Source organism: Flavobacterium cerinum (assembly GCF_024496085.1).
Taxonomy (GTDB): Bacteria; Bacteroidota; Bacteroidia; order Flavobacteriales; family Flavobacteriaceae; genus Flavobacterium; species Flavobacterium cerinum_A.
The window spans coordinates 1,247,626-1,261,681 of record NZ_CP101751.1; the positions used below are offsets into that span (position 1 = coordinate 1,247,626).

Below are 14,056 nucleotides of genomic sequence, written 5' to 3' on the forward strand. Positions count from 1 at the left end.
TAATATCTATATACAATGGCATCAAACAAAAAATACTGGAAAAGTGTTGAAGAACTAAACGAAAATAGTTCTATTGTTGAGACGCTAAGAAACAATGAGTTTGTTGAAGAAATTCCTACTGATGAATTTCTTGGGGATAAGGAAGCCTTATCAACATCATCAACTACTCGTCGTGACTTTTTGAAATACGTAGGATTCTCTACAGCAGCAGCTTCTTTAGCTGCGTGTGAAGGTCCTGTTATCAAGTCTATTCCTTATGTAGTTCAACCTGAAGAGATCATTCCGGGAGTTGCTGATTTTTATGCAACAACTATTGCTGATGGTTTCGATTTTGCAAATATCTTAATCAAAACGCGTGAAGGTCGTCCGATCAAGGTTGAAAATAATAACTTACCGAATTCAATAACCGGAGCAAATGCAAGAGTTCACGCTTCTGTATTATCGCTTTACGACAGTCTTCGTTTAAAACAATCGAAAATTGAAAATAAAGATGCTACTTGGTCTGAAGTTGATACTAAAGTAAGAGCAGCTTTAGCTGATGCAAAAGCAAAAGGGGGTCAGATCGTTCTTTTAACCGGAACTATGGCCAGTCCTTCTACTGATAAGCTGATTGCTGACTTTATCGCTAAAAACCCAACAGCTAAACATGTTGTGTATGATGCGGTTTCTAGTTCTGATGCTCTTGATGCTTTCCAAATGGTATATGGAGAAAGAGCTTTACCAGATTATGATTTCTCAAAAGCTGATGTTATTGTTTCTGTTGGTGCTGATATCTTAGGAGATTGGCAAGGTGGCGGATACGATGCTGGATATGCTAAGGGACGTATTCCTAAAAACGGGAAAATGTCAAAACATATCCAAATTGAATCTATCATGTCACTTGCGGGTGCAAACGCTGATAAGCGTATTCCGATGACAGTTACAGAGCAAAAACATGCTTTAGTAAAAATATATAATGTAATTACAGGTGCTTCTGTTTCTGCTCCGAAAGTAGCAAACGAAGAAGCGGTAATTAAAGCAGCACAGCAATTAAAAGCAGCTGCTGGAAAAGGAGTTTTAGTTTCAGGTCTTGATGATGTTAATGCACAATTGTTAGTGTTGGCAATCAACAGAGCTTTAAGTTCTGAAGCTTTCAATCCGACTACACCTCGTTTAACCCGTAAAGGGGATGCGAAAGCTGTAGCGCAATTGGTGAAAGATATGAAAGCGGGTGCAGTTCATACGTTAATTATGAACGGTGTGAATCCGGTTTATACTTTGCCAAATGCTGCTGACTTCTTAGAAGGTCTTAATAAAGTGAAATTATCAGTTGCTTTCTCTTTGAAAGAAGATGAAACAGCTTTAAAATCTAAAGTGGCGGTTGCGACACCACACTACTTAGAGTCTTGGGGTGATGTTGCCATCGTTAAAGGACACTACAGTATCACGCAGCCAACTATCCGTCCGTTATTTGATACAAAACAATTCCAGGATGCATTATTAACTTGGACAGGAAATCCGGCTTCTTACTATGATTTCCTTAAAGCTCACGGTACATCAGTTATCGCAGGTGGTGCAACTTGGAATAAATTAGTTCACGATGGTTTCTATGTAACACCGGTTACAGCAGTTGCCGGAGGTGCTAATGCAGATTTTGCTTCAGCTGCTACTACTTTAGCTCAGGCTAAAAATGCAGGTGGACTGGAATTAGTATTGTATACTAAAACAGGTATGGGTGACGGTCAGCAGGCTAACAACCCTTGGTTACAGGAATTCCCGGATCCGATTACACGTGTGTCATGGGATAACTATGTAACCGTTTCTAAAAAAGACGCTGAAAAACTTGGATTAGTTAACTACAATGTAGCAAACGGAGGATTAAACGGTAGCTACTCAACAATCGAAGTAGGCGGAGCTAAATTAGAAAATGTTCCGGTTATCATTCAGCCAGGTCAGGCGGTTGGTACAATCGGTATCGCTTTAGGTTACGGTCGTAAAGAAGCGATGAAACAAGAAATGCAGGTTGGAGTTAATGCGTATACACTTTACGCTAACTTAAAATCAGACCAACCGGTTAAAGTTTCAAAAGCAAGCGGTGATCACGAATTCGCTTGTGTACAGTTACAAAAAACATTAATGGGTAGAGGAGATATCATTAAAGAAACTACCCTTGAAATCTTCAATACTAAAGATGCAGCGGAATGGAATGTAATGCCGATGGTATCTTTAGATCACAAAGAAACTCCAGTTACTAAAGTAGATATTTGGGATTCTTTCGATCGTTCAGTGGGTCACCACTTTAATTTATCGATCGACTTGAATGCTTGTACAGGTTGTGGTGCTTGTGTGATTGCATGTCACGCAGAAAACAACGTACCTGTAGTTGGTAAATCTGAGGTTAGAAGAAGCCGTGATATGCACTGGTTGCGTATTGACCGTTACTATTCTTCTCAGGATACTTTCAAAGGAGATGTTGAATTAAAAGAAGGAGCTTCCGGATTAATGAACTCGATCGATACTTTCACGGGTATGGAAGATCCGTCAGAAAATCCACAGGTTGCTTTCCAGCCGGTAATGTGTCAGCACTGTAACCACGCTCCGTGTGAAACAGTATGTCCGGTAGCGGCAACTTCTCACGGTCGTCAGGGACAAAACCACATGGCTTACAACCGTTGTGTGGGTACGCGTTACTGTGCAAACAACTGTCCGTATAAAGTACGTCGTTTCAACTGGTTCTTGTACAACAAAAACAGTGAATTCGATTACCACATGAATGATGATTTAGGACGTATGGTGTTAAATCCGGATGTTAACGTTCGTTCAAGAGGGGTTATGGAGAAATGTTCATTATGTATCCAGATGACTCAGGCTACTATTCTAAAAGCGAAACGCGAAGGAAGAGCAGTAGGTAAAGACGAGTTCGACGTAGCATGTTCTGCGGCTTGTTCAAGCGGAGCAATGATCTTCGGTGACGTAAATGATAAAGAAAGTCAGGTAGCTAAATTAGTAGAGGATGACAGAATGTATCACTTACTGGAACACATCGGAACAAAACCAAATGTATTCTATCACGTAAAAGTTAGAAATACCTAAATAAGTAAAATAATTAATTAAGAATCAATATAAAGGATTATGTCGTCTCATTACGAAGCACCCATTAGAAAACCTTTGGTTATAGGTGATAAAACTTATCACGATGTAACAGTAGATGTTGCCAGACCTGTTGAAGGAAAAGCAAACAAACTATGGTGGATAGTATTCTCTATCGCGTTAACCGCATTCCTTTGGGGTGTTGGTTGTATGGCTTACACCATTTCTACCGGTATCGGAACATGGGGATTAAATAAAACAGTTGGTTGGGCTTGGGATATTACCAACTTTGTATGGTGGGTAGGTATCGGACACGCCGGAACACTAATTTCAGCCGTACTATTATTATTCCGCCAAAAATGGAGAATGGCGATTAACCGTTCTGCAGAAGCGATGACTATCTTCTCGGTAGTTCAGGCAGGTTTATTTCCAATTATTCACATGGGTCGTCCATGGTTAGGTTACTGGGTATTACCTATTCCAAACCAGTTCGGTTCGCTTTGGGTTAACTTTAACTCACCCTTACTTTGGGACGTATTCGCGATCTCTACGTATTTATCAGTATCATTAGTTTTCTGGTGGACTGGTTTACTACCGGATTTCGCAATGCTACGTGACCGTGCTGTTACGCCTTTTACAAAAAGAGTTTATTCAATCCTTTCTTTCGGATGGAGCGGTAGAGCAAAAGACTGGCAGCGTTTTGAAGAGGTATCTTTAGTATTAGCCGGTTTGGCAACACCTCTTGTACTTTCAGTACACACGATTGTATCCTTTGACTTTGCTACTTCGGTTATTCCGGGATGGCATACGACCATCTTACCGCCGTACTTCGTTGCGGGTGCGATCTTCTCCGGATTCGCAATGGTAAACACACTTTTGATCATTATGAGAAAAGTGTCTAATCTTGAAGAATATATTACTGTACAGCATATCGAGTTGATGAACATTGTAGTTATGATTACAGGTTCGATCGTAGGTATCGCTTATATAACTGAGTTATTTGTAGCTTGGTATTCAGGAGTAGAATACGAACAATATGCTTTCTTAAACAGAGCAACAGGTCCTTACTGGTGGTCATACTGGTTGATGATGACTTGTAACGTATTCTCACCACAGTTCATGTGGTTCAAAAAACTTAGAACAAGTATCATGTTCTCATTCATTATCTCAATCGTGGTAAATATCGGTATGTGGTTTGAGCGTTTCGTAATTATCGTAACATCATTACACCGTGATTACTTACCATCTTCTTGGACAATGTTCCAGCCGACATTTGTTGATGCTGGTATCTATATCGGTACAATCGGATTCTTCTTCGTATTATTCTTATTATATTCAAGAAGCTTCCCTGTAATTGCTCAGGCAGAGGTTAAGACAATCTTAAAAACTTCCGGAGATAATTACAAGAGACAAAGAGAACAAGAAGGACACAATTCACATAATCATTAATAGATCATGAGTAATAAAGTTATACATGCTATATACAATGATGATGACATCTTAATGGATGCTGTAAAAGCAACCCGTGCGGCACATCATCATATTGAAGAAGTTTACACGCCATTCCCGGTTCACGGGTTGGACAAAGCAATGGGATTAGCACCTACAAGAATTGCAATTGCTTCTTTCCTTTACGGTTTAGTTGGTTTATCTGTTGCTGCATCATTAATGAACTATGTAATGATTGTAGACTGGCCACAGGATATCGGTGGAAAACCAAGTTTCAGCTTTATTGATAATATGCCGGCTTTCGTGCCTATTATGTTTGAGTTGACCGTATTCTTTGCCGCTCACTTAATGGTAATTACTTTCTATCTTAGAAGTAAATTATGGCCGTTCAAAGCAGCTGAAAACCCGGATGTAAGAACTACAGACGATCACTTCTTAATGGAAGTGGCACTTCATGGAAACGAAGAAGATTTAATTTCTTTCTTCAAGAATACAGGTGCTGTAGAAGTTAAAGTAATTGATAAGCATTAATTGAAGATATGAAAGCCTTATATAAAATAGTAGCATTAGTAGGTGTATCGGTTGTTACGACATCATGTTTTAACAAATCGAAACCGAACTATCAGTTCTTTCCAAATATGTATGAGTCTGTAGCATACGAAACGTATTCTCAGTCAGGTGCATTCAAAAATGGTAAAGAAGGTCAGTTACCTGCAAAAGGATCTATACCTAGAGGTTTCGAGCCATACGCATACGAAAACTCAACAGCAGGCTATGAATTAGCTAAAGCCAATTTAAAATCTCCGTTGGATTCTACTAAAATTGATTCCAAAAAAGGTACCGAGTTGTTTAATATTTACTGTGCAATTTGCCACGGTGAAGCAGGTGATGGAAAAGGAAAACTGGTTAAGAGAGAAAAATTCTTAGGTGTACCAAGTTATGCTGACAGACAGATTACGGAAGGAAGTGTTTTCCACGTAATTACTTATGGATTAAACTCCATGGGTTCTCACGCCAACCAATTAAGCCAGGAAGAACGCTGGCAGGTTGTGGATCACGTGATGAAATTAAAAGCAGGATTATAATTGTAGAACACATTTGAAAGTATTAGATATGTACACATTTTCAAGCAAATTAAAAACTTTTGCATTCGTCCTGATGGCTTTAGGGCTTGTGGGGATTGTATTTGGTTTTTTAACTGCACCTAAGACCATCGAAGACGTAGAGAAAATTTTAGCGGATAGTCATCATGGCGGACATCATACAGAAGCCGTGGCGCACGAGTCTCATGACGAACATGCTGCAACAGCTGCTCATCATGAAGAAGCTAAAACGGAAACTGTAGTTGCCGATTCATTAAAAACTGAGAATGATACTGTAGCAGCAGCAGCGCCTGTAGCAGCAGATCATCACGATAATCACAAAGTTGAAGCGGCACACGGACATGATCATGCAGATGCGCACGCTGAACATCAGGAACACCTGGAACACGTTTTACACCAGTTGCAAAACAAACCATGGGCTGCATTATATGTAGCTTGTATCTTCTTTATGTTGATCTCTGTTGGAGTATTGGCGTTCTACGCTATCCAATGGGCAGCTCAGGCAGGTTGGTCTCCGGTATTATTCCGAGTTATGGAAGGTATCACCAGCTATTTATTGCCAGGTTCTATCATTTTCTTCATCTTGTTGGTAGCAAGCGGAATGCATTTAAACCACTTATTCGTTTGGATGGATCCGGAAGTTGTAAAACATGATGAGTTAATCCAGGGAAAACAAGGTTTCTTAAATGTACCTTTCTTCTTGATCAGAGCTGCTATTTTCTTAGCCGGTTGGAATTTATACCGTTATTTCTCAAGAAAAAATTCCCTTGCACAAGACAATGCTAATGATGATGCTTTCTACAAAAAGAACTTCAAATTGGCAGCAGGATTCTTAGTATTCTTTATCGTTACTGAATCGATTGCTTCTTGGGACTGGATCATGTCAGTTGATCCACACTGGTACAGTACATTATTCGGATGGTACGTATTCGCCAGCTTCTTCGTAAGCGGTATTACGACAATCGCTTTTGTTACTTTGTACTTAAAATCAAAAGGATATTTAGAGCACGTAAATACAAGCCATATTCACGATTTAGCGAAATTCATGTTCGGTATTTCAATTTTCTGGACGTACTTATGGTTCTCACAATTCATGTTAATGTGGTATTCAAATATCCCGGAAGAGGTAACTTACTTCATTACGCGAATTGAAAATTATAAATTACCATTCTTCGGAATGCTGGCCCTTAACTTTGTATTCCCTGTATTAATCTTAGTTAATACTGAATTCAAACGTTTGAGCTGGGTTGTAGTTATGGCTGGTTTACTAATCTTAACTGGACACTATATTGACTTCTTTAACATGATTATGCCGGCTACGGTTGGTGATCAGTGGTTCATCGGAGTATCTGAGATCGGTTCATTAATGTTCTTCTTCGGACTGTTTATCTTTGTAGTATTTACAGCTTTAACAAAAGCGCCGCTACTTGCAAAACGCAATCCGCTAATCGAAGAGAGTAAACATTTTCATTATTAATATTTAAAGTAATAAACAAATGACAGGTTTATTGATACTTATAGTTGTAGTTTTATTAGGGGTTGCTATTTGGCAATTAACTAAGATATTCGATTTAACCCAAATCGGTCAGGCATCTGCTGAGAAATCAGAGATTGCTACCGAGAAAGACAATAATGTGAATGGTTACTTAATGTTTGGGTTTTTAGGGTTTATTTATATATTCACTATTTACTCATTATTAAAATGGGGACATTTAGTACTGGGAACTCCTGCCTCTGAACACGGTAAGGATTACGATAATCTGATGATGATTTCAATGGTATTGATTTTCTTCGTTCAGACAATCACTCAGGCATTATTGCATTACTTTGCATTCAAATACAGAGGTCAAAAAGATACAAAAGCATTATACTTCGCAGATAACGATAAATTAGAGTTTATCTGGACGATCATTCCGGTAATTGTTTTAGCAGGTTTAATCCTTTACGGATTATATGCATGGACAAATATCATGTTCGTAGATGAAGAAGAAGATGTGATTTATGTAGAATTATACGCAAAACAATTTAGCTGGGAAGCGCGTTACGGTGGTGAAGACAACTCTTTAGGTAAAGCTAACGTACGTTTTATCGAAGGTATTAACACAGTTGGTGTGGATATGTCTGATCCGAATGCGCAAGATGATAAAGTAGTTAATGAATTACACTTGCCTGTTGGTAAAAAAGTGGTATTCAAGATCCGTTCTCAGGACGTACTACACTCAGCTTATATGCCACACTTTAGAGCACAAATGAACTGTGTTCCGGGTATGGTAACGCAATTTGCTTTCACTCCGACAGTAACAACAGACCAGATGCGTCAGGATCCTGCAATTGTTGAGAAAGTAGCAAACATTAATAAAATTAGAGCAAAGAAAAGCGCAGAGCTTACTGCCAAAGGTGAAACTGCTTTAGATCCGTATACTTTTGATTACTTACTTTTATGTAACAAAATTTGTGGTCCATCTCACTACAACATGCAAATGAAAATCGTTGTTGAGAGCGAGGCAGATTATAAAAAATGGTTAAAAGAAAAACCTACTTTAGCTAGTGCTATTAAAGATGCAAACAAAACAGAAGCTCCGGCTCCTGCAGCAACTGAAGCAAAAGCTCCGGCAGCAGCTCCGGTAGCCGATACAACTAAAGTTTTGGCACAAGTAGTAAAAAAATAATTGCTTTTAATATAAATTAAAAAATATGTCAGCAGTAGGACACGATAACGAACACGATCACGGTCACGAACACCACCATAAAGATACTTTTATCACAAAGTACATCTTTAGTATCGATCACAAGATGATTGCAAAACAATACCTAATCACAGGTATTGTAATGGGGATCATCGGTATTGTAATGTCTCTTTTGTTCCGTATGCAAATTGCATGGCCGGAAGAGTCTTTTAAAATCTTTAATATTCTTTTAGGAGATAAATTTGCTCCGGGTGGCGTAATGCGAAATGATATTTATTTAGCATTAGTTACCATTCACGGTACCATCATGGTATTCTTTGTATTGACTGCCGGATTAAGCGGTACTTTCAGTAACCTTTTAATTCCGCTTCAGATTGGAGCAAGAGATATGGCTTCCGGATTTATGAACATGGTTTCATACTGGTTGTTCTTCGTATCTTCTGTTATCATGATCATTTCTTTATTTGTTGAATCCGGACCGGCTTCTGCAGGTTGGACGATCTATCCTCCGTTAAGTGCATTACCGCAAGCGATCCCGGGATCTGGAACAGGTATGACACTTTGGTTAGTATCAATGGCGATTTTCATTGCATCTTCATTAATGGGATCATTGAACTACGTGGTAACAGTGATCAACCTTAGAACTAAAGGGATGTCTATGACACGTTTACCATTAACAATCTGGGCTTTCTTTATCACAGCTGTTATCGGTATCGTATCATTCCCGGTATTATTATCTGCCGCTTTATTATTAATCTTTGACAGAAGCTTCGGAACATCGTTCTTCTTATCAGATATCTTTATTTCAGGAGAAGTATTACATTACCAGGGAGGTTCTCCGGTATTGTTCGAACACTTATTCTGGTTCTTAGGTCACCCTGAGGTTTATATCGTAATCTTACCGGCGATGGGTATCACATCTGAGATTATCGCTACTAATGCACGTAAACCAATTTTCGGTTACCGTGCGATGATTACTTCGATCTTAGCAATTGCATTCTTATCAACAATCGTTTGGGGTCACCACATGTTCGTATCAGGTATGAATCCTTTCTTAGGATCTGTATTTACCTTTACAACATTATTAATTGCAATTCCTTCAGCTGTAAAAGCGTTCAACTATATTACAACGCTTTGGAAAGGTAATCTTCAGTTAAACCCTGCAATGTTATTCTGTATCGGATTCGTATCTACATTCATTACAGGAGGTTTAACAGGGATCATTCTTGGAGATAGTACATTAGATATCAACGTTCACGATACGTATTTCGTTATTGCTCACTTCCACCTTGTAATGGGTATCTCTGCTCTTTACGGAATGTTTGCCGGAATCTACCATTGGTTCCCTAAAATGTTCGGAAGAATGATGAACAAAAACTTAGGTTATATCCACTTCTGGGTAACTGCAGTTTGTGCGTACGGAGTATTCTTCCCAATGCACTTTATCGGAATGGCTGGTTTACCAAGACGTTACTATACAAACACCGCTTTCCCTTTATTTGATGATTTAGCAGATGTTAACGTACTAATCACAATGTTCGCTTTAATCGGAGCTGCATTCCAGTTAGTATTCTTATGGAATTTCTTCTATAGCATCTTCAAAGGTCAAAGAGCAACGCAAAACCCGTGGAGATCAAACACATTAGAGTGGACTACTCCGGTTGAGCATATTCACGGAAACTGGCCAGGTGAAATTCCTGAAGTTTACAGATGGTCTTATGACTATAGCAAACCAGGACATGATGAAGACTTTGTTCCTCAAAATGTACCGATGAAACCGGGTGAAGAACAATTACACCACTAAAATCTCAATTTAATATAAATTAATAAAAGCCTTCCCATTCGGGAAGGCTTTTATATGTAATCTGATTTCGAATGAAGCAAAAATTACTTTGTGTGTTATTTCTTTTACTTTCGTTAAATTTTTGGGGACAGAATACCAAATCAAAATATGTCTATTATAATGAGTATGTAACAATTAAGAATGATCGAAAGCTAAAAGTAGAAAATACAGTTTCTTATAGTAAGTTTTTGGCTAAAGCTAAGGAAAGACAGCATACTGTAGAAAGTGTCTCATATGATTCTTTTAGTGAGATCAATGGACTGACAGCTAACACTACGGTTGTGGCAACGAATAAGAATTATTCTAATAGCGAATCTGTCACTTCTGATGTATTTCTGGACAATATTTTTCATAGCGATTATAAAAAGAAAACAATTCATTTTGTTAATGTTCAGGATAATTCACTGTTAAACCTCAAGTATAAAAAAGAATATTTCGAACCGAAATTATTAGATGGTTTTTATTTCCAAAACACGATGGAAGTGGAATCGGCTAAATTAACGATCAAATGTCCGAAATCGGTTGAAATCGGATATAGCTTGTTTGGATATGATCGAGATAAAATCGTATTCAATAAAGTAGAAGAAGGTGATGCTATAATCTATACTTGGGAAATGAAAAATATTCCGGCTTTTGAAAGGGAAGAAGACATGCCGGGAACCTCATATGTAGTGCCACACATCGTTTATTATATCAACAATTTCACAATTAACGGTGCAAAACAGCAGATGCTGGGAAATACGGATAATTTGTATAGTTGGTATCGATCTTTGGTTAAAGACATTAATAAATCGAATCAGTCGGAAGTAAAAGCAAAAGCAGAAGAATTGACCAAAGGGATAACATCCGATTATGATAAAGCCAAAGCAATTTTCAATTGGGTACAGGAAAATCTGCATTATGTAGCTTATGAAAACGGTATGGGAGGTTTTGTTCCTAGAGATGCAGCATTAGTTTTTACGCGTAAGTATGGAGATTGTAAAGATATGGCCAATATTACGAATGAAATGTTGCGTTACGCCGGACTTAAATCACATTTGACCTGGATCGGCACCCGTCAGCGAAATTATACCTACAAAGAGTTGCCGTCACCTTTAGTGGATAATCATATGATTACCTGTTTGGAATTGAACGGAAAGAAGTACTTTCTGGATGCCACGGGAAAATACAGTCAGTTTCCGATGCCTACAGATATGATTCAGGGGAAAGAAGCATTAATCGGATTAGGGGATAGCTATGTTATCGAAAAAATACCGGTTGTCGCTAAAAATGATAATAGAATAAATGTGAACGCGGATTTAAAAATAACGGATAATACAATAACAGGAAAAATTAAAGCCGACTTTAACGGATTTAATAAAATGCGTTTAGCCGGATTGCTCGGAAATCATTATCAAAAGGAAAATGAAATCTGGAAATATTCTTTGGTTGCAACCAATACTAAAGCTGAAATTGAAATTGTCAATACTTCAATCAAACCGTATGATTTAACACCGGCTCAGGCCGAATATAATCTGAAACTGGATAATTGGGGTAAAAATATAGATGGAAAGCTGATCGTAAAACCGATTTTGTTTTTCCCGCTAAAAAATGCGCTGATTGATGTCGATAAACGTAAATATCCGATTGAAAACGATTTTGAACAACTGTATGCGATCACCTACAATATCGAAATTCCGGAAGGTTATCAAGTCGAATATCTTCCTAAAAATAACAAACAGGAAAACGAATTGCTAGGTTTCGAAATTAGCTATACACAACAAAAGAATAGACTAATCATAAAACAAGAAGTATACTCAAACGTGTTATTAGTAGAAAAAGAAAACTTCCGGAAGTGGAACGATATTGTGAATCAGTTAATTAATCAATACAATCAATCAATAATTCTGAAGAAAGCATGAAAAAATTAATGCTACAACTGCTTTTGTTGTTTATGGTTTTCCAGGTAGATGCTCAGAAAATCAAAGATTACGCATGGGATGAAAAACCTACATTCGATAAAATACCGGATGAATTTAAAGAGTCTCCGGCGATAGTTTTAAAAGATAACCGTTGGGTTCATATGCGCGTGGGTGGCTATAGTTATACATCATTTATAATGAAGCACCTTGCGGTGAAAATTAATAAAAAAGATGTAATCAATCAGTATAATAAAGTGCGTGCAGTTAATGGATTAACACGAAAAGTACGTGATTTCCATGCCCGAATTATAAAACCGGACGGAACAATAAATGTATTGTCGGAAGATAAAATCATAGAAACAGAAGAGAATAAAATTAAATCATTGGCATTTGAAGGTGTTGAAGAAGGAGATATTTTAGAATATTATTATATTCTGAAGGAAATACCGATTACCGCCGATTATGAAATCTTCCAATATGAAGTACCGTTGTTAAGTGCAGAATTTAAACTTAGCGCAAGCCAGGGAGTACGCTTTCTGTATAATGAAAGCGATCTGTTTTCGATAACGAAAGACGATAATAGCTATTTGTTTACCGCAAAAAATGTCCCGGCTTATAAATATGAAAAGGATGCAAAGAACACAGCGTTAATCAATAAAGTTATCTATGAAGCGACTTCTTCGTTGTCTTCCAGCCAGTGGAGTCTCTTTTTTAGTATGGCTTTTAAAAAATTTAACTATACACAGATATCCAAAGGGAAGTCAAAAGACTTCTTAAAAGATTTAAAGTTAAATGATGCTACTAAGAGTACTGATGAACGATTAACGATTCTGGATAATTATATTAAAGATAACTTTGAATTCAGACAATCCGGAGAAAAATCTAAAATTAAAGAATTGGCATCCGGAAAGCAAAAGCTGAGTAGTATGGAAATGCTGTCGCTTTATGGATTGACATTACAGCAGATGAAAATTCCGTTTAAGTTGGTTTTTGGAGTAGACCGTTTTGTAGGAAATGTAGATCCTAAAACCTTTTATAGTGTAGTACCGCATAAGATTTTGTTTTACATACCGGAAACGAACAAGTATATTACGCCGTTGGAAGATTATATCAATTACGGATCCGTTACGGAATATGAATTACAGGATACCGGTGGTGTAGTCTATGATTTTAGTAATCCTGATAAACCGGTATTTAAATCAGAAATACATCAGTTCCCGGTAACAGATGCTGATTTTACTAAAAAAAATACAGAAACAGTAATCGTATTAAATAGTGATGGTCAAAATGCCAGTCTGGAAAAAAAAGTTATGGCAAGTGGCTATTTGGGTCAGGCATCAAGAGGATATGTGAAAGATTTAAAAGGAAATGATGAAAAAGAAGAACTTGAAAAGTTTGTTAAATATATCGCTTTGGATGGAATGGAAGTCAAACTGAACGGTTATGATTTTAAAGCAGAGGAATTTTTGAATAATTATACGAATACCCCTTTTGAGATCAACCTAAAAGCGGAAACGATAGCTGATTTTACAGAAAATGCAGGAAACTATCTGATGGTTAATCTTGGAAAGGTAATCGGAAAACAGAATAATCTGTATCAGGAAACAACCCGGAAAAAACCGATAGCAACAAATTATGCTAAAAAATACCACCATAAAATTATGTTTAATATTCCGAAGGGATATACAGTAGAGAGCTATAAGGATTTTATACTGAGTAAGGAATTAAAACGAGAAGGTAAAACGATATGTGCTTTTAATTCGAAAGCAGCGGTTGTGGGGAATCAACTGGTTGTTGAAATTGAAGAGATTTATAGCGATATCAATTACCCGGTTACAGAATATCCGAACTATAGAGAGGTAATAAATGCCGCAGCCGATTTTAATAAAGCTGCCTTGGTGTTAAAACCGGCTGGATAATAACGAAATTCCGTACAAACGAAAGATGATATTTGTACAGACAAACGGATACAAAATTAATAATAAAAAGGGGCTGACTCACTTT

Annotated in this window: 9 protein-coding genes; all 9 read left to right on the forward strand. The window is 37.5% G+C overall.

From position 1 onward, the window contains the following. The first annotated feature begins 15 nt into the window (after positions 1 to 15). The 9 genes from NOX80_RS05600 to NOX80_RS05640 all read left to right on the forward strand — a co-directional run bounded on the left by NOX80_RS05600 (position 16) and on the right by NOX80_RS05640 (position 13,971). On the forward strand, positions 16 to 3,072 hold the full coding sequence (locus NOX80_RS05600; RefSeq protein ID WP_256552331.1) for a TAT-variant-translocated molybdopterin oxidoreductase: 3,057 nt from the start codon (positions 16 to 18) through the stop codon (positions 3,070 to 3,072). Between the two features lie 39 nt (positions 3,073 to 3,111). Continuing rightward, the gene (nrfD, locus tag NOX80_RS05605) at positions 3,112 to 4,518 is read left to right on the forward strand and encodes an NrfD/PsrC family molybdoenzyme membrane anchor subunit (protein ID WP_256552332.1); all 1,407 of its coding nucleotides are present in this window, start codon (positions 3,112 to 3,114) and stop codon (positions 4,516 to 4,518) included. A 6-nt stretch (positions 4,519 to 4,524) separates the two neighbouring features. Beyond that, the gene (locus NOX80_RS05610) at positions 4,525 to 5,049 is read left to right on the forward strand and encodes a DUF3341 domain-containing protein (protein WP_256552333.1); all 525 of its coding nucleotides are present in this window, start codon (positions 4,525 to 4,527) and stop codon (positions 5,047 to 5,049) included. 8 nt (positions 5,050 to 5,057) lie between these two features. Then, complete coding sequence (locus tag NOX80_RS05615) at positions 5,058 to 5,603, forward strand: c-type cytochrome (RefSeq protein WP_256552334.1); 546 nt, start codon at positions 5,058 to 5,060, stop codon at positions 5,601 to 5,603. Positions 5,604 to 5,631: 28 nt separating this feature from the next. Further along, positions 5,632 to 7,098, forward strand: a complete 1,467-nt coding sequence (locus NOX80_RS05620; protein ID WP_256552335.1) for a quinol:cytochrome C oxidoreductase — start codon at positions 5,632 to 5,634, stop codon at positions 7,096 to 7,098. A gap of 19 nt (positions 7,099 to 7,117) precedes the next feature. Continuing rightward, positions 7,118 to 8,290, forward strand: a complete 1,173-nt coding sequence (locus NOX80_RS05625) for a cytochrome c oxidase subunit II (protein ID WP_256552336.1) — start codon at positions 7,118 to 7,120, stop codon at positions 8,288 to 8,290. Between the two features lie 25 nt (positions 8,291 to 8,315). Beyond that, positions 8,316 to 10,112, forward strand: coding sequence for a cytochrome c oxidase subunit I (locus tag NOX80_RS05630; protein ID WP_256552337.1), 1,797 nt, complete (start codon positions 8,316 to 8,318; stop codon positions 10,110 to 10,112). A gap of 71 nt (positions 10,113 to 10,183) precedes the next feature. Next, positions 10,184 to 12,052, forward strand: coding sequence for a DUF3857 domain-containing protein (locus NOX80_RS05635; RefSeq protein WP_256552338.1), 1,869 nt, complete (start codon positions 10,184 to 10,186; stop codon positions 12,050 to 12,052). Continuing rightward, positions 12,049 to 13,971, forward strand: a complete 1,923-nt coding sequence (locus NOX80_RS05640; protein ID WP_256552339.1) for a DUF3857 domain-containing protein — start codon at positions 12,049 to 12,051, stop codon at positions 13,969 to 13,971. Before NOX80_RS05635 ends, NOX80_RS05640 begins: the two co-directional genes overlap by 4 nt. Positions 13,972 to 14,056: the final 85 nt, after the last annotated feature.

What these genes read in the sequence shown, in the direction of transcription:
- NOX80_RS05600 (WP_256552331.1), top strand. Translation starts at nt 16, where the DNA reads ATGGCATCAAACAAAAAATACTGGAAAAGTGTTGAAGAACTAAACGAA.
- nrfD (WP_256552332.1), top strand. Translation starts at nt 3,112, where the DNA reads ATGTCGTCTCATTACGAAGCACCCATTAGAAAACCTTTGGTTATAGGT.
- NOX80_RS05610 (WP_256552333.1), top strand. Translation starts at nt 4,525, where the DNA reads ATGAGTAATAAAGTTATACATGCTATATACAATGATGATGACATCTTA.
- NOX80_RS05615 (WP_256552334.1), top strand. Translation starts at nt 5,058, where the DNA reads ATGAAAGCCTTATATAAAATAGTAGCATTAGTAGGTGTATCGGTTGTT.
- NOX80_RS05620 (WP_256552335.1), top strand. Translation starts at nt 5,632, where the DNA reads ATGTACACATTTTCAAGCAAATTAAAAACTTTTGCATTCGTCCTGATG.
- NOX80_RS05625 (WP_256552336.1), top strand. Translation starts at nt 7,118, where the DNA reads ATGACAGGTTTATTGATACTTATAGTTGTAGTTTTATTAGGGGTTGCT.
- NOX80_RS05630 (WP_256552337.1), top strand. Translation starts at nt 8,316, where the DNA reads ATGTCAGCAGTAGGACACGATAACGAACACGATCACGGTCACGAACAC.
- NOX80_RS05635 (WP_256552338.1), top strand. Translation starts at nt 10,184, where the DNA reads ATGAAGCAAAAATTACTTTGTGTGTTATTTCTTTTACTTTCGTTAAAT.
- NOX80_RS05640 (WP_256552339.1), top strand. Translation starts at nt 12,049, where the DNA reads ATGAAAAAATTAATGCTACAACTGCTTTTGTTGTTTATGGTTTTCCAG.